The sequence below is a fragment of the Yersinia mollaretii ATCC 43969 genome, from assembly GCF_013282725.1.
Lineage (GTDB): Bacteria > Pseudomonadota > Gammaproteobacteria > Enterobacterales > Enterobacteriaceae > Yersinia > Yersinia mollaretii.
Map to the genome: position 1 here is coordinate 3,011,937 of NZ_CP054043.1, position 25,152 is coordinate 3,037,088.

Below are 25,152 nucleotides of genomic sequence, written 5' to 3' on the forward strand. Positions count from 1 at the left end.
TCCGGTTAATGCAGATAAAAAATAATTACTGACTCTTATCCTGAATGCCGCGCACATTAAGATTATTATTATCCACTTGCGGCAACCCGGTTTTCGCCGAGGTGGATAATAACCCCGTTTCCGCGTAGTTAAACAGTTTCTCGCGGGTATCAGTAATATCCAGATTGCGCATGGTCAATTGACCAATACGATCGTCTGGTGAGAACACCGAATCCCCTTTCTCCATGGTCAGGCGCTCTGGCTTGTAAGTCAGATTGTCAGACACGGTATTGAGGATCGAGTAGTCATTACCCCGACGCAGTTCCAGTGTCACTTCACCAGTAATTTCGCTAGCAACCCAACGCTGAATGGAGTCACGCAGCATCAGAGCTTGTGGATCAAACCAGCGGCCTTGATAGAGTAGACGGCCCAGAACACGGCCATTGGCATGATATTGCTCAATGGTATCTTCGTTGTGAATCCCTGTCAGCAGGCGCTCGTAAGCAATATGCAGCAGTGCCATCCCCGGTGCTTCATAGATGCCACGGCTTTTCGCTTCGATAATCCGGTTTTCAATCTGGTCGCTCATGCCGAGACCATGACGGCCACCAATGCGGTTGGCTTCCATCATCAGCTCAACACTGTCGTCGAAAGTCACGCCATTCAGCGCAACCGGATAGCCGCGCTCAAAACGGATGGTAACTTCTTCCGCTTTGACCACCACATTTTCGTCCCAGAATTTCACGCCCATAATCGGATTAACGATTTTGAGGCTAGAGTTCAAGAACTCCAGATCTTTGGCTTCGTGAGTCGCGCCCAACATATTGGAGTCGGTGGAGTAAGCTTTTTCGGTCGACATTTTGTAGTCGAAGCCGGATTGAATCATAAATTCGGACATCTCATGACGGCCACCCAATTCATCGATGAAATCGGTATCCAGCCACGGTTTGTAAATTTTCAGTTCAGCATTGGTCAATAGACCGTAACGATAAAAGCGCTCAATATCGTTGCCTTTATAGGTGCTGCCGTCACCCCAGATATTCACGCCATCTTCTTTCATGGCGGCGACCAGCATGGTTCCGGTAACGGCACGGCCCAGTGGGGTGGTATTGAAGTAGGTGACTCCGGCGGTGGTGTTGTGGAAGGCACCACATTGAATAGCGGCGATCCCTTCAGCAACCAGTTGTTTGCGGCAATCAATTAGGCGGGCTTTCTCTGCACCATACTCCATCGCTTTACGCGGAATGGCATCATAATCTTCTTCATCAGGCTGACCCAGATTGGCAGTATAGGCGTAAGGAATTGCCCCTTTTTTCTGCATCCACAGCAGCGCTGCACTGGTGTCCAAACCACCGGAGAAAGCGATACCAACACGCTGATTAATAGGAAGGTGTTTGAGAATAGTTGTCATCAATTAAATCCTGTATGAATTAGGTCAGTCTGGCAAAGGTTTCAATGCCTACATTGATATCGCAAAACCGGTATTCGAGTCAAAGACATTTTGCATATTTATGTGTATTTTATTGCATAAGTATTTAATTTGTACTTTGGTGAAATTACGTTCCATTTAAAATAATTCAACGTTCTGTTATGCTATTCACATCGATTTTTTATCACATCTAACACGTTAAAATTTAAAGCGGAAAACCGCCATTGTAAACCGGCGCATCAGAATATTTCACCCGAGTGGTGGAAAGCGTAGGTGTCGACAAATGGGCGTGGTTTCAGGGACAGTTAAGTTGAAAATCTTTCGCGAAAGCGCGTGGTATAAAAAGCGAAAATCCTACCGGGTATTATTCTGGCGTGAGATAACGCCGCTGGCGATTCCGCTGTTTATTGAAGGGCTGTGTGTCCTGCTGATGGGGGTGTTTAGCACCCTGCTGGTGAGTTGGCTGGGCAAAGAAGCCATGGCAGCAGTGGGCTTGGCTGACAGCTTTAATATGCTGATGGCGGCCTTTTTTGCCTCTGTGGCGCTGGGCACTTCGGTCGTGGTGTCATTCAGTCTCGGCCAACGCAAGCGCAAACAGGCGCAAACGGCGGCTCGCGAGTCCATCTCTCTGCTGGTGTTAATCTCCCTACTCTTGGTGGTGCTGGTCCATTTTGCCGGTGAGGCCATTATCAATCTGATGGCGAATCAGGCCGATCCTGCTGTGAAAGCGATGGCGCTGACCTACCTGAATTTGACGGTCTGGAACTACCCGGCCATGGCGATAACATTGGTGGGATGCGGCGCGCTACGGGGTGCGGGTAATACGCGATTGCCCATGTTTATCAATATTGCGATGAATATTCTCAATATTGCTATCAGTAGTGTGCTGATTTATGGCCTGTTTAGCTGGCAGGGATTGGGTTTTGTCGGCGCGGGTATCGGCATTACACTTTCCCGCTACCTCGGTGCCGCCGTGGTGGTCTTGGTGCTGATTTTCGGTGCCAACAATACCCTGCGCATCCCCTTTAAAGCCTACTTTATGCCCTTTACCTCGGCCATTATGTTTGAGGTGTTAAGCATTGGTATTCCCGCCAGTGTGGAGTCCGTGATGTTCAGCATTGGTAAGTTGATTACCCAGCGCTTTGTCGCGGGAATGGGGACGGAAGTTATTGCCGGTAACTTTATTGCTTTTTCAATCGTCGGGCTGATTAACCTGCCGGGCAATGCGCTGGGGTACAGTTCGACCATCATCATTGGCACGCGGCTGGGGAAGGGGCAGATTTTGCAGCCGATCCGCCAGCTTAAACATATCTTCTGGCTATCAACGGTGGGCGTCTGTTTTATCGCGCTGCTGTCGATCCCCACGGCCGGATATCTGGCCTCGCTCTACACCAATGAACCGGGCGTCATCGAGGTGGTTAAACATCTGATTTGGATAAATGCGCTGTTTATGCCGATCTGGGCCGCGTCTTGGGTACTGCCATCGGGCTTGAAAGGGGCGAAAGATGCCCGCTATACCATGTGGGTAGCGCTGGCGGGGATGTGGGGTTGCCGCATTATTGCTGGCTATATCTTGGGTATCACGCTGGGGTTTGGCGTCACGGGGGTGTGGATGGGGATGTTCCTCGACTGGATAGTGCGCGGCGTGCTGTTCTATCGGCGCATGTCCACTGGCCGCTGGCTGTGGCGCTATCGGCCAGTGGGTTAAGTCGAATAATTAAGCATTTCCTGCCGATTGCCGATAAAAGAGATAAGCAGAATGTTATTCCTTATTTTCCGAATGACTTAATTCGCCTTGTAACCACTTATCACTCTTCATTCGCATTGGGGAAAGTATGGATAATTTTCAAAAAGAGATTGAGGAGAGAACTAATCTCACCTCATCAAACCGGTTTGAGCTGTTGCTGTTTCGCTTGGGCGAGTCGCAAGATGAAGAGAAATCCGAGCTGTTTGGCATCAACGTGTTCAAACTACGTGAAATTGTGCCTATGCCGACCCTGACCAAGGCGGCGGGTATGGTGTCGCCAATGATGGGGATGGCGAATATTCGTGGGGAGATTATTCCTGTGATTGATCTTCCGGCGATTGTCGGCTGTGAGCCAAAAACCGGATTAAATATTCTGCTGGTGACCGAATATGCCCGCAGTACTCAGGCATTCGCGGTGGAGTCGGTCGACGATATTGTCCGCCTCGAGTGGAGCCAAGTGCTGGCGGCCGACGCGGGGGTTAAGAGCCGTAATATCACCAGTATTGCTCGGCTGGATAATGACACCGCAAGTAATCGTCTGGCTTTGGTGCTGGATGTTGAACAGATTTTGTATGACATCATTCCCGCCAATCGTAATGTTCAAATCGACAGCACCAAAACCAAGGCATTTGATCTGAAACCCGGTTCTGTTGCCATTGTGGCGGAAGATTCTAAGGTGGCCCGTTCGATGCTGGAACAAGGGTTGAAGATGATGGATATTCCTGCCGTGATGCATATCACGGGTCTGGAGGCGTGGAATAAGATTCGCAAGATGGCCGATGAGGCGAGGGCAGAGGGCAAGCCTATCTCGGATAAAATCGCTTTTGTGTTAACTGATTTGGAAATGCCAGAAATGGACGGCTTTACATTGACGCTAAATATTAAACGCGATGAGTTCCTGAAGCATATTCCGGTGATTATCCACTCCTCGTTGTCGGGCAGTGCAAATGAAGATCATGTCCGCAAAGTGGGGGCGGATGCTTATGTGGCAAAATTCGAAGTCAATGAATTGGAAGCCGCCATCCACAGTGCCCTAGATTCAAAGAAAGCCCTGAACGGGTAATCTATCCTCCTGTTTTGGTCTCTAAGCTATTGATCTGCATTACAATGGCTTAGAGACTGGACTCACCCTGTGATGGCAAGGGTTCAGTCAAAAGCTAGCACTGGCGCAATGGCAGAAACCCCAATATAATCTCTTTATTCATTCACTAACGCTATTTAAGGAGGATTACTATGTTGACCCGTGAATTGTTTCTTTTTTCACTCGTCTTTAGTGATCGTGATGGCTCAAGCATTACTGGTATCGTGCTGCGATAACCTGCTTGAGCGAAGCTAACTAACACTCTGAGAACTTCCCTCCAGCTTACTGGTTATCGTCAGTTTCTTTGACGATCGGCATCTCTATGCCTGTAAAACTTGAGTAAGCCATGACCACATTACTTTCTACACAATCTGTCTGTTACGACAACACCTTCGGCCCACTGCTGGCTGAGATCTCTTTTGGCCTGAAAAAAGGCGACCGCATTGGTCTGATAGGCCATAACGGCAGTGGCAAAAGTACCCTGCTAAAAATCCTCAGCGGCGATCTGCCTGCGACTTCTGGCACGATCACCACCGCCAACCAGTGCTTGGTGGCTCGCGTTGAACAACATCTGCCCGCCGCACTGGCTGATTGCACTCTGTTGGAGGCAGTGCTCAATCATCTACCCAACAGCCTGCATCAACCCGAACGCTGGCAAGCCGAAGTTTTACTGGTCAGTTTGGGCTTCGACGAAGCCGCTTGGGCGCTGACCGCCGGGACATTGAGTGGAGGGCAGCACACACGCCTGCTATTGGCGCGGGCGCTGATTCGTCAACCTGATTTGCTGTTGCTGGACGAACCCAGCAACCATCTGGACCTGCCCACACTGCTGTGGTTGGAGCAGTTCCTACTGAATTGGCTCGGCAGCTTTGTGCTGGTTTCCCATGACCGCAGCTTGCTGGACCATGTCACCAACTGCACTTGGATCTTACGCGACAAAAATCTACAGTTCATTCGGATGCCCTGCACCTTGGCGCGACAGGCGCTCGCGGAGAAAGATATCGCGGATAGCCATCGCCGTCAGGCCGAGCAGAAGGAGATTGATCGGGTGGCAAAAAGTGCCAAACGGCTGGCTATCTGGGGCAGCGTGTATGACAACGAGAAGCTGGCGCGCAAGGCCAAGCAGATGGAGAAACAGGTCGATCGACTGAAGGATGAACAAACCCAACTGACGGCGGGTAACCAGTGGCAGTTGCGCCTAAACGGCGAGGCGCTACCGGCAGATCGGGTGCTGGCACTGTCAGCTTTGCGGGTGCGGCCTGCACCACTGGCTCCGGTACTATTCGAGCTGGATCAGTTGCGAGTAAAAAGCGGCGATCGCATTGCGTTGGTGGGACGTAACGGCTGCGGTAAATCTTCACTGCTGCACTGTTTGTGGCAGGCATTTAGCCAGTCAGAGGCCGCCGACGCAGGCGTGATGTTTCATCCCAAAGTGCGGGTCGGCTACTATGATCAGAGCCAGCAACAGCTACGTGATGAGGAGACATTAATTGAGGCGTTAGCGCCGTTCGCTTCGCTAACGGAAGATCAGCGGAAAATGGCGCTCATTGGTGCCGGATTCCCCTATATCCGACATCAACAGCGGGTGAATACGCTGAGCGGTGGCGAGCGCTCGCGATTACTGTTTATCGGCCTAACGCTGGCGAACTACTCGCTATTGCTGCTCGACGAGCCAACCAATCACCTTGATATGGAAGGTAAAGAGGAGCTGGCGGAGACGCTGAAGACATTCAGTGGCGCAGTGTTATTGGTCTCCCATGACCGGGCATTGATTGAGCAGAGCTGTAATCGTTTTTGGCTCATCCATCAACAGCGGCTGGAGGAGTGGCATGATATGGAGCCGGTTTACGCCATTTTGGCAGACAAATCGGCTCCCACGACTCTCCCGACGGCAACGCACTCAGCAGTAATGTTGCCCGCCGCAATGCAAGCAGAAGAAACACAAACGGAAAGTGAAGAGGAGCGCCTGTTGGCGACACTGTTGGATTTGGAAAGCAAACTCGCGGAGGATCTGGCGCGTAAACCCAAGCATCAGAAACTTGAGTTGCAACGGCAGTGGCAGCAGCAGATTACGCAACTTAATTCGCAGCTAGGGTTGGCGTAAGCACTAGGCCGCAAGGAGGCGGCCATATTCATCAACGACCCCGATGAATCAGTTACCGTGCTATTTATGCAATTTCACGCCATATCATGATTAGGTCCTGCAACCGGATACAGCCTCAAAAATTACAGGTATAATCCCACACATTACTCAACGGGTTTAGAAGCGAAGATGACAAAACTTACCTTACAAGAGCAGATGCTAAAAGCGGGATTAGTGTCCAGCAAAAAAATGGCCAAAGTCCAAAGAACAGCTAAAAAATCGCGAGTTCAGGCTCGTGAGGCAAGAGAGAGTGTGGAAGAAAATAAAAAAGCACAACTTGAGCGTGATAAGCAGCTGAGCGAACAACAAAAGCAAGCGGCTTTATCGAAAGAATATAAAGCTCAGGTAAAGCAGCTCATTGAAATGAACAGAATTAACATTTCAAAAGGCGATATTGGTTTTAACTTCACAGACAATAATTTAATTAAAAAAATTGTTGTGGATAAGACGACTCAAGCTCAGCTGATTAGTGGTCGTCTCGCCATTGCCCGTTTGACTGTTGATAACAAGGCTGAGAGTGAATACGCGATTATCCCCGCGAGCGTAGCCGACAAAATTGCGCAGCGAGATGCGAACAGTATTGTATTGAATAGTGCGCTGAGTCAGGAAGAGCAGGATGAAGAAGATCCCTATGCTGATTTTAAAGTGCCTGATGATTTGATGTGGTAATTAACATTTTCAGAACGGGCTGGGGTTACGGGCTTTGATACACTTTCCGCCAATGGGATGAACAAAATGCAGCTCACTGGCGTGCAGCATCAGTCTAAGTGTCCGTTCAGTCCCTGGCAGCAGGCGACCGCCATATAAGTCACAGCCCAAAATAGGGTGGCCCAACTGCTGACAGTGGATGCGGAGTTGATGAGTGCGTCCGGTTTCCGGGGTTAGTTGTACCCGCGTCAATGGCAGTAACGTCCCGTCTTCCAACTCATGATAAAAGCGCTCAACGACTCGGTAACCGGAGCGAGCGGGCTTGCCGTGGATGGCGCAAATTGACATCAGCGGGAACAGTGCTGGGTCTTTGGCAATTGCTGCGTCTATCACTCCTTCGTTGTCGTCCAGATGTCCGCAGAGCAGCGCGCTGTACACTTTGGTCACCGTGCGCTGGCTAAACTGTTGGCAGAGTGCGGCATTTATCGCCTTATTGCGGGCAATCACCATCAGCCCGGAAGTCCCGAAATCAAGTCGGTGAACCAGAGTGCAGCCGGGGAAAATCTGTACCAGCCGATGATGGACCGAATCGAGATTTTGCGGATTCTTCCCCGAGAGGCTGAGCAGCCCGGCGGGTTTATTGATCAGCACTAGATGATCGTCCTGATAGAGAGTCTCGATCTTGTCATGGCACGGCGGGGCAATAAAAGTATCGATAATCTTAGACATCAGGCTACTCGGATGAAGAGTGGGAGCGGATGATAACGAATTTTAAGCCGACTGTCAGAAACGACTGAAAAGCAAAAAACCCGCCTAAGTTTCCTTAAGCGGGCTTCTCTAATATGGCTCCTCTGACTGGACTCGAACCAGTGACATACGGATTAACAGTCCGCCGTTCTACCGACTGAACTACAGAGGAATCGTTTGAACGAGGCGAATAATAGCGGGGGTATAGGCGTTTGTCAAAGTAGAAAAACGCTAAAAATGCGCGTTTGCTGAGAGAATGAGCTTATTGGCGTGTTTTTCAGCAAAGTTGCACTTTTTCCCGTCAGTTATTCCCCTTGTTAAGTCGCTCACACTATTCGGCTCCACCATGCTTCGCATCCTCACGCGGATCAGGTATAGTTCCGCTTTTTGCGAAGGTAACATGCTGACTAACTCCTCCATTCGTCTCAATAAATACATTAGCGAAAGCGGTATCTGTTCTCGTCGCGATGCTGATCGTTACATCGAACAAGGAAATGTTTTTATTAACGGCAAGCGGGCTGCGGTCGGCGTTCAGGTCTTTCCTGGAGATGTAGTGAAAGTTAACGGTCAGACTATCGAGCCGCGTAATGAAGAGGACTTGGTGCTGATCGCGCTGAATAAGCCGGTGGGGGTCATCAGTACCACGGAAGATGGTGAGCAGAATAACATCGTTGATTTTGTTAACCATAGCAAACGGGTCTTTCCGATCGGGCGGCTGGATAAAGATTCGCAGGGGCTGATTTTACTGACCAATCACGGCGATTTGGTCAACAAGATCCTGCGCGCAGGGAATGATCACGAAAAAGAGTATGTCGTGACCGTCAACAAGCCGGTGACTGACGAATTTATTCTCGGTTTGGGGGCGGGTGTACCCATGCTGGGAACGGTGACCAAGAAGTGCAAAGTGAAGAAAGAGTCCACCTTTGTGTTTCGTATCACGCTGGTACAAGGGCTTAATCGCCAGATTCGCCGCATGACTAAGCACTTTGGCTATGAAGTGACGAAGCTTGAGCGCGTCCGCATCATGAATATCAGCCTGAAAGGGCTGCCGCAGGGTGAGTGGCGAGATTTGACCGAAGATGAACTTATCGAGTTATTTAAGCTGATTGAAAACTCATCGTCCGACGAAAAACCAGCGAAAAAAGCACCGGTTAAGCGTGTCGAAGCGAAAAGAGTGAGCATCAGTGGGCCGAAAAAAGCCGAAAAACCTGACAGTAATGCGGCAGCCCGTAAGCGCTTTGCCCAGCCAGGGCGTAAGAAGAAAGGGCGCTAAAATCGCATTCTGTTACGGTGTCACTTTGACTAACTGACTGTTTTTGACCTCATTACCGGCATCATTGAAGTAAATATAATTCAGGGTCACTCCACCTTTGAGTGATGTCGGTTGCTGTTCAAAATGATATTGGCGCTCGGCAAATGGGGTCACCATCATGTCCATCTCTTGGGCGACCAAATAGCTTTTTTGCTGGTTTTGCAACTGAATCTGGCCAAAAGAGACGTGGTAGGGGGTGGGGTTATGGGCGGTGAGAACGTATTCATTATTCTGCTTTTTGAGAGTGAAAGTGACTTTTTTCAGCGCTTCAGCGGGTTGCGGTGTTAACCCGTCGGGGCGATAGAAAATCTTCATCTGGGTGTTCATCGCCATCGCCACCTGAGCATGGGCATCAACATTACGCCGTGTTTTCGGCGGGATTTCGTATAGATTTAGCCAGTAAACTGATTCCCGATCAGTGGGTAGATTGTCGCCTTTATTGATAATCCGAAGCCCCTGAGCTGCCCCTGCTTGCATTTTGAAAACAGCAGGTAACACCATAAACGGCGCTTTACTCTGATCCGGCGTGCTGTCCACGTCGCCATCATCAATCCAAGTCTGTACCACCACCGGATAGTCATTGGTATTCGCCAACATCAGTGTGCGCTCGCGCGATTCGGGCTGATAAATCATGCGCGTCGCCCCCGCCACTAGCCCGGCGACAGCATGCTGATGAAGAGTTAACATCAGTAACAACAGGCATAAGTATCTCATTGTATTTTCACCAAAACGTAAGCAGTGGCATCGACTTTACCAGCCGTGGGAGTGCCGTTAGGCAGTTTTTTCAAGGTAGCAGTGAAGTGATGAGAGTAGTTGTTATAACCAGCGGCACTACTGCCATTGGCGCTAGCTCCCGTTAAGATGGGATACCAACCGGCAGCACTCGAACCGGTGATGCAATTGCTAACGCATCCCCCCCAACCGACAAAGTTCATGGCTGCACCGTTATCGTCACTCAAGCTGATCCCCACCCCGGTGGCAATACGATTATCGGTGCCGTAATTGTCGGAGAGCAGATAGCTGACGCCCCCCGCCGCGTTGACTAGCCCTAAACCCTGTGCTTTCAGGTAGCCTGGTAATGACGTTTGGATTCCCAGCGCAGTTTGCCCGCTATTAATGCCCGATTCCGTGCCGGATTGGCATTCGATATCCACTGTAATATCGGCGCTGCGGGTTTGGTTATTGTTGAGTTCATTCACGGTGATGATAGGGAAAACGACATAAGGCGTGACGTTGCGCACCACACAGGTATTTTTACGTGTCAGCACGGCGACCGGTGAGGTATTCATGCCAAATGCCATATAGCGCCCGCTTCCCCACGTTTGATAATTAGTCGCTGAATCATATCCTGCTTCTGGCACAGGCATTCCGGGGCCTTTGAAAACCACATAGCCGTTGGGTTGATTGCAGGTGTAACTGCCGGAGTAATTGTCGGCTGCTGGCCCAGGGCATCCCCATGTCGAGGGGCCGGGGGTGCGGTCTACAGAACCCACTTTTTTTAATTCAGCGCGGATCTGGCTGAAATGTTTACCTTTAATCTGAATTTTATTCCCCACCACATCGAACTTCCTCAGGGGCACTTGTTGCCAGATGCGGCTGAATTCAATCCCTGAATCGACATGAATCAATTTCAGTGCGGTATAGGGGAAGAAAGTCTGAAAATAGTTATCCCCCATATTGGTGTAGCCGCCCACATTACTGTCGCCGTTAGTGGCGAAGACTTCGAAAAGACTCTCTTTATCGGCGATATCGCATTCATAAATAACGGCTTCTGGGTCTGACCAGAAACGCGCGGGGACTAAGCTAACCATACTGGAGGCCAGAATCGAATCGACGGGCTGAATGTAGTTGCTCGTCATATTGATATTGCCCAGTTGTAGTGAAGCGCCGTAGTTGTCGCCACCGATATTGGCCCCTTTCCAGACGCATTGCGCATAACTGGGTAAAGCCACACTCAGTAAACCGAATGTCAAAAACAGTCCCATACCCTGAGAGAATAGGGGGCGGCGGCGTCGATCTAACATGGCGCGGCGGGTCGTCATAGGATTCATACTGTTTCTCTGATTTAAGTCTGTGTAACGACACACAAGGCATCGAGTTTATAAAGTTGTTGATCGTTCTTGGGGGTGCCGAGATCGTAATCAAGTTTACAGCGTTCATCAGCGGCATCGCCCCATGCCAGAATGAGCGTCCCACGCGGGTTTTCTGCCCGCAAATAGGCTTGGCTGGCCTGTCCTACCATCCCGACTTCATGTGCTTGGCTGCGGTCATCGTGCCCCGATTCGGTACTGCCATCGGTGCTATAAACTACCGTGCCCATGGGCAGTTGGCCGCCATTGGCGAGCTTGACGTTAATCAACACCGGATATCCGCTCAGTGTGCGGAAAGTCACTTTCACCGTCGAACCGGCATAAGGCGCAATCTGCCGCTCGCCATCTCGCAGCTCGGTATTGAAGTCCATCCCTTCAGGATCGAGGGTAATGGTGTTGTAGCGATAAGGCGTCAAGGTAGGCACCAAGGCGTAGCCAAAGTGGTCAATACGTGCACCTTGGCCGTACATCACTTTGGCCCCGCTGGCCCCTTTGGCTTCGATTAAGGCAAAGGTATCGCTCAGGTACGGCCCTAGTGTGACTCCGCCACTGTGGAAGGCGGCCGAACCTCTTGCGCTGGCTGATCCTTGCCAATAACCGGGACTGCTGGAGGCACTGCCGCTCAGGCTGGTCACCGGTAACCGCTTTTGCAAACTCCCGCTAAAGGTGTTCTCTTTAGTTTGCTCACTGCGGGCAAAGTCCATGCTGTAACTGGCAGATTGATCATCACCCATCACACCGGATAACGAGGTCTGATAGCTGGCACCGCTAGTTTGGCTGTTGACCGCTCCGGCTGAAATATAGGGGGCACGAGGGCTACTGCCCAGCGGGAATGAGATGGACATCTGCACCAAGGTTTCGCTGACGCCAAGTGTCTTGGCACCATTTGCCGCAGGCATGCCGCTGCCGGGGTCAACAAAGTAAATTTCATTGCTGCCACCGCCGGTTTTTTGTTGTGAAACCGCAAGGTTGAAACTGGTATCGCGCCACAGGGTATTGGCATAGCCCAACTGCAATTGCGTGTCGCGTTTGCGGTCATTACGGTAGTCCTGCGAGGAGGCGGTCAAATAGAGTGAACCGTAGCGGTTAAAGCTCTGATTAAGCGAGATTTCAGCTCGGCTGCGCTGTTGGTAGGAGCCAGAACTCCAAACTTTGCCATTATTGGCAGCCCTCACGCCTAATACATCACTCAGATCACGGTAACCCTCGGTTGAGTAGCGGTAACCCGCAACCGAGAGCGTGGTGTTGGTGGCTTCAAAGGTGCGACTGAAAGCGGCGCGCGCCATCCAGCCACTCTGCTGCTCATCATCCGGCAAACTGGCCTTCGAATAAGTAACATCTAGCCCTAAGGCACCAATATAGTGGGTAAAAACACCGCCTAGCATGGCGGCTTGATAACCGGGGGCCAGACGTAAACCGGTGTTGGCCGTAATGGCGTTACTGACGCCGCGCTGATAAGTCAGCTCACTGAAGACTTCATGATTGCCCTGATCACGAACCTTTCCAGCGGCAAAGCTGTAGCGAGAGTAACCGGGGCGCAAGGACTCTGGCACTGAGGAGAAGGGCACCTGAAAGGTACTCAGGCTGCCATCGGCTTCTTGAATTTCGACCGTCAGGTCACCGCCGAAATTGGTGGCTGATAAATCATCAAACTCAAACGGCCCCGGTGACACGGTGGCTTGGTAAATCGGGCGGCTATTTTGATATACCGTCACCTTCGCATTGGTTCTGGCAATACCGCGCACCACAGGGGCGTAGCCACGCTGTGATTCAGGCAACATGCGGTCATCAGTTGCCAGCGCGATGCCGGTAAATCCCATGCTGGAGAAAAACTGACCGGAACTGAAGGTTTCTCCGGCGGTCACTTCACTGCCAATAGAGGGCAGTGCGCGCTGGCTGTAGAGTCGGTTAGAGGTCCAGTTAGCCCCTCGAGTCTGGTCATAGCGCAAGGAGCCTTGCTGACGAAAACGCCACATCCCAGCATTGATGCCATTGGTCAGGCTCAGATAACTCGAATCGGTCGCCCGTTTAATGCCATCTTTGTTATAACCCACGTGATATTGGTTGAAGTTGTAATTGCTAAAACCAATGGTATCGCCGGAGGTGAGATTACGCGGATCGACATAACCCCGAGGCATTTTCTTAACAAAGAGCTGCGGAACTGACAGGTCAAAGCGTAATTTTGCATAATCAAAATGATAATCGCTGGCGGGTAGAATCGTTTTGAAATCTAGGCAGTTGTCTTCCAGATGGGCATTTTTTAGTGCCGTTTCTTCTACGCCAGCTTGTAGCAACTGTGCGCCTGACAGGCAGGGAATAACGTCATCACCTTTCGGGATAAACGTCAGTTCGACACGATCGACAAATTTGTTGTTCATATAGAGATCAACTTGGTATTTGCCTGCTTCATAACTGTCTTTTTTGTTAAAGCGAGAGATAGAGCCTAAACCCAGTGATGAGCCGCGTAATAATGCATCCTCAAACACATATTCATCTTGATGATGCTCTTCCGCTGCTGACACGATATGACTGACTAACAAGCCGTTCGTTAGCAAGCAGGATAGCCATGAGGCAAACCTCACTGACTATCCCTACGCCTGAGTCGGTGCTGGATTATCAACATGGGTAGATCACAGATGATAATTACAGGGAATGTTGGTCCCATAATCATTAACCACGTTCAGTGTCAGCAATTCACCTTTTTTGGCCTTAACTCCTGCTGGGAGGGCCAGATCCGTGGTTGAATTGGGGGCAAACATCTCGCTTGTGGCAAACGAAATCGTCTTATCACCGTTGATTAGTTTGGCATCACGTAGACTGATGAAATAACCCGTTGGGTTATGTATCTTGATCTTATCACCGGTAACACTGTCCAACGTGACTTGGATTTTTTCACCCAATGTATCGACATTTTCTTTTAAGGCGGCAGGGCGGTAAAAGACTTTCAGCCGATTATTCACGATCAATACCAGTTTATTTTCAGTCTGCTTATCGGCTTTTAACGCGGGGATCTGCAAAAAATTAAGATAGAACACTGACTCACGATCTTTAGGTAAATTACGCTCTAAATAGGATAACCGCACCACTTGTCCGCTTTGGGGTTCCATGCGAAATATCTGTGGTGTCAATGTGAAAGGGACATCACTTTTTGAAGGCGAAGATTGATTATTGCCATCATCCATCCAAAGTTGGACCAGATTAGGGTGGTCATCTTTATTGCTGAGCTGTAATACTTTTTCTCGTGTGCCTTCAAGATAAATAATACGAGTCCCTGTCATGACAACACTGGCTTGCGTCCATAAGGGTACGCCGCTGAGCAGTAATAACGTGCAGGCGATAAATTTGTGGGCAGTCAGTGTCATAGCGCTTACTTATCCTTGGTTTTTTCTGGTTTATTTAGGCTCCGTTACCGGTTGGCCAACATCTTCATGAAACAGTTCGGTTTCACGAATAGTCAGGGGTAAGTGATCGCATATTGCGCAGAGGCAATCACACTGCCTGCCGTCGCACGACCTTCTTCCGTAATGTATTGTGCTGCTAGATCCTGTGACGCGGATGTGGAGCCAGCAACCAGAGTAATACCGGGCACTTGAACACTGCCGCCAGACATACGAATGGGTGCACCGTTGGTATCAAGTAGCTGAATCGCGACGTTTTGTGCTGTGCCGACATTGCCCAAGTTACCGGCGCTCGTGACATTCATTCCCTGAAAAACTGAGCTGATTTTGGTGTCTTGAAGGGCAATGTTGCAGCCAGTGAGATTAATGGTGAAATTGGTTTTACCCGCAACAGAATTCACTTGATTCAGGTTGCTGGTTGAAACGGTGGGTAACAAAACCACTGGAGTGTTAGCGGTACCATTAATATCAACCATGCAAGTTTGTTCGGCCACTTCGCCCTGAAACTTAATCGTGTTATTTGAGGTCGCTGCTAACGCCATACCCGGTAGGGTAAGTAACACCAACGTTAATAGAGTCTTTCCCATGAAATTCCTACTTAAATTTAAGATTTATATTTTGGCAAACACCGACTTTTTGTATTCAGCGAAATGAGCGATCATTAGATTGAATAGCATTAGCCGTTATTTCGTTTTTTCTGTTCAGTTTTTGGGCCGCAGGTAGTGTAGGGGGAAATGGAGGGGAGGTGAATGAGATGCGTCCTTGTTTTATATCCGAAATTTCCCACAAAATATGTAGGAACAGATCCAATTAAAACTAGAGAAATAATAAAATTGTTTTATTTCATTATGTTAGTTGGTGTTCATTGCTTAATGACAAAATTAGACTTTTATCCGAAACAGAAATAGTGGTGGGCTTAATAAGAAAAACCGCCAAAGTTTCTGACGGTTTTTAATGACGACACTCGCTAAGTCTCTATTTTACCGAGTCACTACTACCTATTTTGGTGTATGTGGCTACTAGCTCAATTAATAATTGGTGAGTCTCGGCTAACAGTGCCAGATATTCGACTCCATGCGCAATAATTGCGGATTTATTATGGGTATGCAGCAGTGACTCGAACTTAATGCAGCTATCCACCAGTTCGTGTGCATCAATCAGTTGCACACCCCCTTTAATTCGGTGCACCAGACTGGCCATCTCGTCATAGATACCCTCTGGAATCGAGTTCTTATTTGCCGTGACCAACTGCTGGTATTGCTGTGTCAGCGCCTCAAAATCCTGCGAACTGCTCTCCAGCAATGAGTGCAATAACTGCAACTCCACCTCAGCACTTCCCCCCGATAGTGACCTTAACTTCTCTTGTGCCGCCGCCTGTGGGGATGGCGGCAGTTGAGAGGCTTCACTGTTTTCTGTGCTGACAGCAGGGTCCGCTGGAGTGCGAGGGTGACCCGTGCTCATATTGCCCATAATATCTTGGCGTAGTAGAACCGTGCGCAAGGTATCGATGGTGACAGGTTTGATCATGCAATCATTCATTCCGGCGTCAGTACAACGGCGAGTACTCTCTTCCCGTGCATCCGCCGTACAGCCAATGATGATCATCTCGTTGATCGTAGGGCTACTACGGATGTGGGCAGCCAGTTCGTAACCATTCATCAATGGCATATTGTAATCGGTAATGACGACGTCAAAACTATAATGCTGCAATATTTGCCAAGCTTCCGCGCCATTATCTGCACTCATTACCTGCTCGATACCGATAAAGGCAAGCTGCTGTTGAAGCAATTGGCGGTTAGCAGAGAGATCATCTACCACCAAAACACGGAGATTTTTTAAGTGATCCAACTGTTTTTCATCAGCATGATGAATGGTCGTATCTTGTGGTATGTCATCCTCTGAGGCGATCGCCAGTGGCAAGGTAATAAATAGGCTGGTGCCTTTATCCAATTGGCTCTCTAAGATGATTTGTCCACCCATCTTATGAATCAACTGATGACAGATCCAAAGGCCCAATCCCGAGCCACCGAAGCGCGGTGATTTACCTTCATTCGCCTGACTAAATGGCTGGAACAGTGTTGCCTGCGCAGCCAAAGAGATGCCGATACCGGTATCAGTAATATCGATATTCATGACACCTCGCTTACTATCTGTCGGCTCCCAAGTGACATCCACCGAGACACTGCCTTTCTCAGTAAATTTCAAGGCGTTACCCAACAGATTTCCCATCACCTGCCGCACTCTAAGCATATCGACCATCAGCAACGGAGGGATTTGATCATCCAGCCAGCCAGCGAATCGCAGCCCGCGCTCATCGGCAATTGGCTGATAGATAGTGAACATCCGCTCCATCTCCTGCCGGAAATCCACCACTGCTGGGTGAACGCTCAGTTGACCGGCTTCAATCTTGGCGGAGTCGATAATGTCATCCAGCAGTAGCATCAGTGACTGGGCTGTTTTGGATACGGTGACTAAGGTATTTTTCTCGACCGGCTGCTCACTGCGAATTTCCAGCTCCAGTAAGCCCATAATGGCGTACATAGGTGTGCGCAGTTCATGACTGATGGTGGCAAGGAAAGTGCTTTTGGTCCGGTTGGCACTTTCGGCTTCGACACGCGCCGCTTCCAGCTCACGCTCGACCGTTTTACGTTGACTGATATCCAGCCAGCCGCCCAGTAAACTGCGCTCCGCATTATCCAGCGGAATAATCCACAGGAAGATATCGCGCAGTTCCCCGTTGATCTCAAGGGAGAGATCCACCATTTGTGGTTTTCTATCCAGCAAGACATACCGACAATATTTATCTATCTCGCGATCGAGCTGACTGGTCATCGGCCAGTGGGCAGACTCGCTCTTCTGATTGAGCATATCGTTCAGTTTATCTTGGTGCGCGGCAGCAAAGTGGCTGTTATAAACCGCCAGATCACCATTCCTAGCGCGAATAAATACCGCGAAGGGCAAGGCATTAATGATAGATTCTTGTTGCAGTAAACGGGTATGCAGCAACATGGCCTGACGGCGCTTATTGAACACCAGATAACCGAGGTATAAGCCGAAGATCAATAATAGCCCCGAGCTTATTTTCAGCGCCACCATCAGTAATTCATTATCCAGTGTGCTGCTATCGAAACTCACTGGATTCGGTTTGAATGTACTCCACTCGCTGATCAGATTATCGAGCTCTTCCGGCGGAATAGATTCAATCACTTTATCAATGATGGCTTTTAATTCAGGCAGCTTAGGGCTGATGCCGAATGCCATCATCAATGGCTCTTCACCCGCGACAGCAACGGTTTTAATATTGGGACTGAAATTCTGCGCAGACAGATAGTTGGCTGTCATCATATTTTTGAGCACGGCATCGACTTTGCCCTGCTGCAACCAACGCACCAGTGTCATGGTATCGGGGGCTTGAACAAAGGTAATCTTCTGGGCTAACAGGGGATTACCAATCATACCACTGGAGGTGCTGCCCGCTTGTATACCAACACGTTTCCCCGCCAGATCGGCTACATTGTTGATATCAATACGGTCTTCGCGAGTCAGTATCCCCCATAAAGATTGGGCGACAGGCGAGGAGTATAGATTGTGACCATAAGTACCATTGCGGACGGCCACAATTGGCAGCATATCTATTTTTCCGGCGATAAACTCACGGACACTTTCACCCGTATCTTTGGTGTAAATCGGCTCAAACTTAATGCCAGTGCGGCGTGAAATAATATCAATAAGATCGACGGAGAAACCCGCCATCACGCCCGTTTGGCGTTCACGGAAAATCAGCGGGGCCAGATCCAGTGGGGCGACATAAGTCACCACCGGATGTTTCTGAATCCAGCTAACCTCTTGTTCGGTCAAGAGTAACTTGGCATCAATATTGTAATGATGTTTGCTACCAAACCAGCGCTGCTGAATATCGCCGGTCGCACGGGTGGGCAGTAGCTCCAGAATCTGATTAATGTAATCAATGAGTTTTTGATTACTTTCCCGCGCCAGAAATGTGTATGGGGCAGGGTGGTAAGGGGCAAAGTTGCGAATTTGCAAGGTCAGCAACTGCAATTGGTCAATCAAATAGTTGGCGGAGGTGGCATTAGAGACAAAAACATCCGCATTACCATAGGCAACCGCCAGCAACCCTTGCAACTGGTTAGGGTAGGCGACAATTTTGTCGGCATGATAATTAAATAAAAACTCTGGCGAAAGCGGCTCGTTATTGACGATAGCCACGGTTTCCGGATGGGTACGCTTGGTGGGATCCCAATTTTTGCTGCGGACTTCAACATGCCGATTGGTAAAGAATGCATGGGAAGCAATCAACCCCGGCTGAGCAGGCATGGGCGTTCCGGCCATCAAGTCAATCTGACCATTTTCCAATGCATTCAGCACTAATCCGTAGTCGCAATAACCAATCATCTGGAAAGATAACTGGCTGGCATCACTGATGATTTTCAGGTAATCCGCGACAATGCCCTCAATGGCATTATCATCGCGATTAACCACAAAAGGCGTATTGGCATCAATGACCACGCCCACTTTCACCGTGCGCCGGCTTGATTGGCGCGTGTCGGTGGAAGGAGTGAGTAAAAGGTCTTCGCTGTAACTATTGGCGATGCTATGTATTGACAAGGGCTGACCGGTGTCACACCCTTGGCGGCCTGTCATCACGGCGGCATGAAGTTGCCCGCTCAATAACAGCAAGCTGCACAGTAAAATGAGTAAGGAGAGCCAACTACGTAGAGAGGACTCAGGTCGTCGGAAACCAGACCAGACTGAGCTACACCAAATTATGGGTATGTGCATAATCTGCCAGTTCAATTACAGAACTTAACCCTAATTTGGTCAGGATGCGGGTTTTATAGGTACTGACAGTTTTGTTGCTGATAAACATTTCGTCGGCAATTTGTTTATTAGACAAGCCATTCACCAGATAACGTAAAACATTAATTTCTCGCTCCGACAACAAGCGCGCCCGATTGACAGGATCATGGCTCGAAGGTTGCCCGGCTAATTGGGTCAAGGCTTCAGAGGGGAAAAATGAATATCCACGTAATACGTTCTGCGCAGCAAACAGAATTTCGCTAATATCTTTATTCTTACTGATGAAGCCATTGGCTCCAGCCTGTAATGCGCGTACCGCAAAAACTTGCTCATTCTTGGCGGACAAAAATAATGATTTGCCTGTAAACCCGCGCTGTTGCAGTTTTTTCAGTAATGAAAAACCATCGAAATTAGGTAACTCAATATCGATGATGACTAAATCAACAGGATTATTCTTTAATATTTCTAGTGCTTCGCTACCATCGACTGATTCATAAATTGTTGTAAATTCATTACTTTGTGATAGTAGTGCTCGAATGGCGACGCGTATAGCCGGATGGTCATCAACTATCATCACTGATTTTGTCATGTTATCTCCATAAATGTTATATCTTGGGATTCGCAGGGTTAATTCACTGCCCCTCACTCGCACCGATAGACTCCAAATGATTACCCAAGATGAGATAAGCAAGAACCGCAACTGCCGATGCCCAGAGTACTATTTCGGTGATTCTAATCTCTAATTATAGATTATCAAGAAAAGATTCTTGCTTATGTATAGGCTGCATGACCCAATCTAGGCCCATGCGCTTATTTTGCCTAGTGAGTTGATTATAAACGAGTTAGGAATTTTTTTACCGAAATAAGAATAAATCATTCAAGAAAACAGATGAGAGATAGTTAATTTATAATTTCAAATGTAAATATATACGATTTTTCACCATGATGTGTAGGAAGATTCCATAATCCATTCGGGTTATTATTCCAGTATAAATATCAGGGAGATAGGCACTGTTTTGATAATGCCACCGCACTCTCAGCATAGTGCTATTAATGATAATACATTAACGATTCTTAGGCTGCGATGGATTGTAAATTTGCAGGAGGGAAGCAAAAAGCCCGCTTAAGTTTCCTTAAGCGGGCTTCTCTAATATGGCTCCTCTGACTGGACTCGAACCAGTGACATACGGATTAACAGTCCGCCGTTCTACCGACTGAACTACAGAGGAATCGTGTGAACGAGGCGAATAATAGCGGGGTATCAGGGGCATGTCAAAGGGGAAACCGTAAATTTGAATCGTTTGCTTAGAGTTTGTGCAACTTATTGAGATTTTTGGCTTTTAGCTCAATCTTTATGCGGAAAGTAGTGGGCAGGCCTTTGATGACGAAGCGGGCAGCGCTCTTTTCGCGCTGCCCGCTCATGGACTTACTCGGGGGTATCCGCGAGGACAAACATGCCATACGGGTGGATTTGCAGATAATAGCTGTCGCCCGGTGCGGGTTGCAGTTGCGTGGCGTTCACTTGCAGCAGCAATGATTGCCCATGCCAATCCACCAACACTTCATATTGCGGCCCCATATAGGCCACTTTATTGATGGTGCATCGCTGGCTGGGTTCGCCCTGCTGGCTCAGGGTGATGGCCTCTGGCCGCACACCTACGGTAGCTTGTTGATATCCGGCGGCAAATCCTTGCGGGCGCGGGATGTGATAGCCAAATATCTCCACGCTGTCACTGTTGATGCGTGCAGGGAAGACGTTGGCATCCCCCATAAAACTGGCCATAAAGTGAGAAGCGGGCTGACGATAGAGTGTCTGTGGCGCGCCAATTTGCATGATTTTGCCTTTATTCATCACCAAAACAGTATCAGAGACGGCAAAAGCTTCACTTTGGTCATGGGTGACATACAGCGAGGTGATATTAAACTGCTGCTGCAATTCACGGATTTTATCGCGCATGCTGCGGCGCAGGTTGGCATCCAAATTACTCAGTGGCTCATCAAACAACAACACTTTGGGTTTGAGGATCAACGCCCTCGCCAGCGCTACCCGCTGCTGTTGTCCGCCGGAGATTTGGTCAACAAAACGGTCAGCAAAACCCGCTAAATCCACCAACGCCAAGGCTTCCTGCACACGCTCGCGAATCTCATCTTTGGGTCGCCCGAGCATTTTTAGCCCATAGCCAATATTCTCCCCCAACGACATATGGGGGAACAGGGCGTAGGACTGAAACACCATACAGATATCCCGTTGCTGGATAGATCTGTCGGTTACATCTTCCCCATCGATAAAAATCTGGCCGCCGGAGGGCTTCTCCAACCCAGCAACCAGCCGCAGCACGGTGGTTTTGCCGCAACCGGATGGCCCGAGCAAAGTGACCATTTCGCCTTTTGGGATCGCCAGATTTAAGTCGTCAATCACGGTATTGGTGCCAAAGCGTTTGGTGACGTGCTTGAGTTCGACAAAATGCTTTTTATCAGAAACGGTATCTTTATTTGACATAATATTTGGCCTTATCAGGACGTCATTATTCAGCATTGCTGGCTTTCGAGCGGGCAATACGCGCTTCGCCAACCAGATAATCAAACAGGAAGATGATGGCGAGCATCACCACAATCAAAATAGAGCCATAGGCAATCGCGATGCCATATTCCCCATCTTCCACGCGGTTAAGGATGTAAGAGGTGGCGACGCGGGTGTCCGGTGTGACCAAGAAGACGATGGCACTGACGGTGGTCATGGCGCGTACAAAACTGTAAATCAGCGCGGATAAAATCGCGGGTCGCAGCAAGGGCAGCAAGATATAGATGACGGTGCGCAGCGAACCGGCCCGTAAGCTGAGGGATGCTTCATCCAGCGATTTATCCAACTGCCCCAGCCCGGCAATCCCGGCGCGGATGCCCACTGGCACATTGCGCATCACCATAGAGATAATGACGATAGCGGCTGTTCCGGTGAGATAGACCGGCGCACTGTTAAAGGCCAAAATATAGGAGACGCCTGCAACCGTTCCCGGTACAGCGAAGCAGAGCATGGTGCTGAATTCGATGGTTTTTTTACCACGGAACTGTTGGCGCACCACGATATAGGCGATCAATAGGCCAAAGGCGGCAGTGATTGGGGCGGCAATGCCGGCATACAGTAGGGTATCGAGCAGCGAAGGCCATGCACCGTCACTGAAACCTTGCCCGAAGAGCTGATTAAAGTTGTTCATCGTCAGGGTGTAATCGACCCCCCAGTTGACGGTGAAACTGCCGTAGAAAATGCTGCCGTACAGCAACACGTTAAAGGCAATCCACACATACAACATGGCGGTGGTGCCCCATACCAGTGACACAGGTAGGGGTTGAACATCGCCACGGGAGGATTTGCCGGAGATAGTGACGTAGGAGCGCTTGCCTATCCACATATACTGGATACAGAAGATAAACAGCGAGAACATCAGCAGAATGACACCCAGTGTGGAGGCTGCCGGATAATCGAGTTGTGCGCCGGTAATATAGAAGTAGATTTGCGTGGCGAGCACGTCAAAGTTCCCCCCCAGCACCAGCGGGTTACTGAAGTCAGCCAGTGATTGCACAATCACAATCAAAAATGAGTTCGCCAACGCGGGTTTTAGCAGTGGCAGGAACACCTGCATAAAGGTCTGCCAGCGGCTGGCACGCAAGGTGTAGGAGGCTTCTTCCAGTGAGGGGTGGATGGTCTTAATCGCGCCGTCGAGGATCATAAATGACATCGGCGTAAAGGCTAAAACTTGTGCCAGCCAGATGCCAGTGAAGCCGTACAGCCAGTTGGTATTGGTCAGCCCGAACCAAGTGACCATTAATTCGGTCACGTAGCCGGAGCGGCCCATCATCAGGGTGACGCCCAATCCGACGACAAAGGGTGGGGTGACAATCGGTAAAATCGAGAAAATGCGCCCAAGCAGCGCCGAGCGTTTGGCAATGCGCGTGGTGTAAATCGCCAGTACCATGCCGAAGAAGGTACAACCGATACCGACTGCGACCGACAGCAGGAACGAGTTCCAGATCACTTGTAGGATATGGGCCTGCCCGAGGATCGCCATAAATTGCCATGGCGCAAAAGCCCCGCTTTCATCGGTAAAAATGGGGATGAAAATCGCGATGCTGGGGAACAGAATAAAGACGGTAATCAGGGCAATAATGGTCACCAGTGACCCGAGCACAAAACGGTCGCCCCCCAGCCACTCAAGGCGAGCCAGTGCCAGCGTAATAATGGCACCCAAGGCAATAAACAGCCCGATGGTGGCAAAACCTAGCCCGCGCTCTAGCCAGGCGGAGGTCACTACCACGAACAGGGCGCAGAACAGGGCATAACCGGCATCAAACAGATGGCGACTACGATGCTCGCGGCCCGCGGGTGAAAGAGGGCGGAAAAGCAACAGCAGCGGCAGGGCAAACCACAACGTGCTGATGTTCAGGCCAGACCAACCATAGGCGGCCAGTAGCTCAGTGCGGCTAGATTCAAGCAGGCCGTAATCCAGACTGAATGCAGGTAATAAGGCAAAAGCAGCCACGGCGAAAGCCAGCCAATAGAAGATGGCATCCCGTGTCTGCGGTAGCCGCAGAGTGTTTGTCATGGTGTTCCCCAGAGATAACCTTCGTCCTTGACGTTGCAGCGCGGTTCCCATACTGCCTTGCTGCAACGCCAATGACTCGGTTATTGAAATAAGTTATTGATACAAAGCGGGATTGATTGTGGGCTGTTATTGCCCCATCTTGACGTCGTTGACCCACTTGGTGATCAGCTTCTTACGCATTTCGGTGGCACCGTAGGTATCCATGTCGTAATCAATCAGCTTCAGCTCATCAAGCTTGAGTGAGTTCGGTGAGGTCGCAGCGGTGGTATTGGTCAGAATTTGGTAGGACTGACCCTTCTGCCATGCCAACTCTTGCGCGTCTTTTGACAGCACCCAATCGACGAATAACTTGGCGTTATCCAGATTACGCGCGCCTTTCAGGATGCTGACGCCGCCGATTTCATAGCCGGAACCTTCACATGGCGAGATCAATTTCAGCGGTGCGCCTTTCTCTTTTTCCAGCGAGTAGTCGTGCAAGAAGCCAATGCCAATGGTCGTTTCACCCCGGGCGGCGTTGCGGGCCGGGGCAATGCCCGACTTGGTGTATTGCGACACGTTGGCGTTCAGTTTTTTCAGGTAATCGAAGGCGGCCTCTTCACCCCAAAGCTGGGAGAAGGTGGCTAACGCGGTGTAAGCGGTGCCGGAGCTTTGTGGATCGGCAATCTGGATTTCACCTTTGTAGACCGGATTGGTCAGATCTTTCCAACATTTTGGCTCCGGCAGCCCTTTCTCTTTCAGGCGGTCAGTATTCACGCCTATGCCCAGAATGCCAATGTAGACCGCCGAGGAGTAGTTACCTTTGCGTTTTGCTGGGTCACGGAATTGCGGCATGATCTGAGACAGATTCGGGGATTGATAGGCGTAGAGCAGATCCATCTCACCGGCTTGCGATTGGGGATCTAGCGTGCCGCCATACCAGACATCCGCTTGCGGGTTTTTCTTCTCTGCATCCACTTTGGCTAGCGTGCTGCCGGAGCCATTACGGATAAAGCTGGTTTTGACATCATATTTTGCGCCGAATGCTTTGGCTTCTTCTTCACACATGGCATTGGTGGCGCTGCAATAGATTACCAGACGCCCTTCGGCCTTGGCGACGGTGGTAAAGGCGCTCAGGGCGAGGCCCGCAGCAATGAGTACAGAGAGAGGTGCAAGTTTCATAACA

The 25,152-nt window shown here is 49.8% G+C and carries 17 protein-coding genes and 2 tRNA genes; 5 read left to right on the top strand and 14 right to left on the bottom strand.

Translation table 11 applies throughout. The features are described from left to right. Positions 1–25: 25 nt before the first annotated feature. The gene (argG, locus tag HRD69_RS13305) at positions 26–1,390 is read right to left on the bottom strand and encodes an argininosuccinate synthase (RefSeq protein WP_004873599.1); all 1,365 of its coding nucleotides are present in this window, start codon (positions 1,388–1,390) and stop codon (positions 26–28) included. Between the two features lie 301 nt (positions 1,391–1,691). Between argG and HRD69_RS13310 the strand changes: the two genes are divergently transcribed. The 4 genes from HRD69_RS13310 to HRD69_RS13325 all read left to right on the top strand — a co-directional run bounded on the left by HRD69_RS13310 (position 1,692) and on the right by HRD69_RS13325 (position 7,048). Continuing rightward, entirely contained in the window at positions 1,692–3,116 is a 1,425-nt protein-coding gene (locus HRD69_RS13310) for an EmmdR/YeeO family multidrug/toxin efflux MATE transporter (protein WP_004873598.1), read from the top strand. 127 nt (positions 3,117–3,243) lie between these two features. Next, complete coding sequence (locus HRD69_RS13315; protein ID WP_004873597.1) at positions 3,244–4,218, top strand: chemotaxis protein; 975 nt, start codon at positions 3,244–3,246, stop codon at positions 4,216–4,218. Between the two features lie 364 nt (positions 4,219–4,582). Continuing rightward, positions 4,583–6,340 carry an ABC-F family ATP-binding cassette domain-containing protein gene (locus tag HRD69_RS13320; RefSeq protein WP_004873596.1) on the top strand — a complete coding sequence of 586 codons (1,758 nt, stop codon included), beginning with the start codon at positions 4,583–4,585 and terminating at the stop codon, positions 6,338–6,340. A gap of 168 nt (positions 6,341–6,508) precedes the next feature. Continuing rightward, positions 6,509–7,048 (top strand): DUF2058 domain-containing protein, encoded by a 540-nt coding sequence (locus HRD69_RS13325; RefSeq protein ID WP_004873595.1) that lies wholly within the window; start codon positions 6,509–6,511, stop codon positions 7,046–7,048. Between the two features lie 9 nt (positions 7,049–7,057). On the opposite strand, the gene HRD69_RS13330 is transcribed toward HRD69_RS13325, so the two are convergent. Further along, positions 7,058–7,756, bottom strand: a complete 699-nt coding sequence (locus HRD69_RS13330; RefSeq protein WP_004873594.1) for an RluA family pseudouridine synthase — start codon at positions 7,754–7,756, stop codon at positions 7,058–7,060. A gap of 114 nt (positions 7,757–7,870) precedes the next feature. Further along, a tRNA-Asn gene (locus HRD69_RS13335) sits at positions 7,871–7,946 on the bottom strand. A gap of 228 nt (positions 7,947–8,174) precedes the next feature. On the opposite strand from HRD69_RS13335, the gene rluF reads away from it, so the two are divergent. Continuing rightward, positions 8,175–9,047 (top strand): 23S rRNA pseudouridine(2604) synthase RluF, encoded by an 873-nt coding sequence (gene rluF / locus HRD69_RS13340; RefSeq protein ID WP_004873593.1) that lies wholly within the window; start codon positions 8,175–8,177, stop codon positions 9,045–9,047. A 12-nt stretch (positions 9,048–9,059) separates the two neighbouring features. Here rluF and HRD69_RS13345 read toward each other — a convergent pair whose 3' ends face one another. The 11 genes from HRD69_RS13345 to HRD69_RS13395 all read right to left on the bottom strand — a co-directional run bounded on the left by HRD69_RS13345 (position 9,060) and on the right by HRD69_RS13395 (position 25,148). Next, positions 9,060–9,800 carry a fimbrial biogenesis chaperone gene (locus HRD69_RS13345; protein ID WP_032813056.1) on the bottom strand — a complete coding sequence of 247 codons (741 nt, stop codon included), beginning with the start codon at positions 9,798–9,800 and terminating at the stop codon, positions 9,060–9,062. Continuing rightward, a complete protein-coding gene (locus tag HRD69_RS13350; protein WP_032813054.1) occupies positions 9,797–11,137 on the bottom strand; it encodes a fimbrial protein in 1,341 nt (446 codons plus the stop codon). The genes HRD69_RS13345 and HRD69_RS13350 overlap by 4 nt, the downstream gene beginning before the upstream one ends. A gap of 14 nt (positions 11,138–11,151) precedes the next feature. Beyond that, entirely contained in the window at positions 11,152–13,758 is a 2,607-nt protein-coding gene (locus HRD69_RS13355) for a fimbria/pilus outer membrane usher protein (RefSeq protein ID WP_032813053.1), read from the bottom strand. Between the two features lie 48 nt (positions 13,759–13,806). Then, entirely contained in the window at positions 13,807–14,538 is a 732-nt protein-coding gene (locus HRD69_RS13360; RefSeq protein ID WP_004873589.1) for a fimbrial biogenesis chaperone, read from the bottom strand. Between the two features lie 92 nt (positions 14,539–14,630). Beyond that, the gene (locus HRD69_RS13365) at positions 14,631–15,161 is read right to left on the bottom strand and encodes a fimbrial protein (RefSeq protein ID WP_032813052.1); all 531 of its coding nucleotides are present in this window, start codon (positions 15,159–15,161) and stop codon (positions 14,631–14,633) included. Between the two features lie 388 nt (positions 15,162–15,549). After that, positions 15,550–19,269 carry a response regulator gene (locus HRD69_RS13370; protein ID WP_032813107.1) on the bottom strand — a complete coding sequence of 1,240 codons (3,720 nt, stop codon included), beginning with the start codon at positions 19,267–19,269 and terminating at the stop codon, positions 15,550–15,552. 79 nt (positions 19,270–19,348) lie between these two features. After that, a complete protein-coding gene (locus HRD69_RS13375) occupies positions 19,349–19,981 on the bottom strand; it encodes a response regulator transcription factor (RefSeq protein WP_004873586.1) in 633 nt (210 codons plus the stop codon). A gap of 564 nt (positions 19,982–20,545) precedes the next feature. Next, a tRNA-Asn gene (locus HRD69_RS13380) sits at positions 20,546–20,621 on the bottom strand. A 197-nt stretch (positions 20,622–20,818) separates the two neighbouring features. Beyond that, positions 20,819–21,892 carry a ferric ABC transporter ATP-binding protein gene (gene fbpC / locus HRD69_RS13385; RefSeq protein ID WP_004873584.1) on the bottom strand — a complete coding sequence of 358 codons (1,074 nt, stop codon included), beginning with the start codon at positions 21,890–21,892 and terminating at the stop codon, positions 20,819–20,821. 25 nt (positions 21,893–21,917) lie between these two features. After that, complete coding sequence (locus HRD69_RS13390; RefSeq protein ID WP_032813051.1) at positions 21,918–23,990, bottom strand: ABC transporter permease; 2,073 nt, start codon at positions 23,988–23,990, stop codon at positions 21,918–21,920. Between the two features lie 126 nt (positions 23,991–24,116). Beyond that, the gene (locus HRD69_RS13395) at positions 24,117–25,148 is read right to left on the bottom strand and encodes an ABC transporter substrate-binding protein (RefSeq protein WP_004873582.1); all 1,032 of its coding nucleotides are present in this window, start codon (positions 25,146–25,148) and stop codon (positions 24,117–24,119) included. Positions 25,149–25,152 lie beyond the last annotated feature (4 nt).

Coding starts and splice junctions, on each gene's coding strand:
- HRD69_RS13350 (WP_032813054.1), bottom strand. CDS start 11,137: ATGAATCCTATGACGACCCGCCGCGCCATGTTAGATCGACGCCGCCGC.
- HRD69_RS13325 (WP_004873595.1), top strand. CDS start 6,509: ATGACAAAACTTACCTTACAAGAGCAGATGCTAAAAGCGGGATTAGTG.
- HRD69_RS13375 (WP_004873586.1), bottom strand. CDS start 19,981: ATGACAAAATCAGTGATGATAGTTGATGACCATCCGGCTATACGCGTC.
- fbpC (WP_004873584.1), bottom strand. CDS start 21,892: ATGTCAAATAAAGATACCGTTTCTGATAAAAAGCATTTTGTCGAACTC.
- HRD69_RS13395 (WP_004873582.1), bottom strand. CDS start 25,148: ATGAAACTTGCACCTCTCTCTGTACTCATTGCTGCGGGCCTCGCCCTG.
- HRD69_RS13330 (WP_004873594.1), bottom strand. CDS start 7,756: ATGTCTAAGATTATCGATACTTTTATTGCCCCGCCGTGCCATGACAAG.
- HRD69_RS13345 (WP_032813056.1), bottom strand. CDS start 9,800: ATGAGATACTTATGCCTGTTGTTACTGATGTTAACTCTTCATCAGCAT.
- HRD69_RS13390 (WP_032813051.1), bottom strand. CDS start 23,990: ATGACAAACACTCTGCGGCTACCGCAGACACGGGATGCCATCTTCTAT.
- HRD69_RS13315 (WP_004873597.1), top strand. CDS start 3,244: ATGGATAATTTTCAAAAAGAGATTGAGGAGAGAACTAATCTCACCTCA.
- HRD69_RS13320 (WP_004873596.1), top strand. CDS start 4,583: ATGACCACATTACTTTCTACACAATCTGTCTGTTACGACAACACCTTC.
- rluF (WP_004873593.1), top strand. CDS start 8,175: ATGCTGACTAACTCCTCCATTCGTCTCAATAAATACATTAGCGAAAGC.
- argG (WP_004873599.1), bottom strand. CDS start 1,390: ATGACAACTATTCTCAAACACCTTCCTATTAATCAGCGTGTTGGTATC.
- HRD69_RS13365 (WP_032813052.1), bottom strand. CDS start 15,161: ATGGGAAAGACTCTATTAACGTTGGTGTTACTTACCCTACCGGGTATG.
- HRD69_RS13360 (WP_004873589.1), bottom strand. CDS start 14,538: ATGACACTGACTGCCCACAAATTTATCGCCTGCACGTTATTACTGCTC.
- HRD69_RS13310 (WP_004873598.1), top strand. CDS start 1,692: ATGGGCGTGGTTTCAGGGACAGTTAAGTTGAAAATCTTTCGCGAAAGC.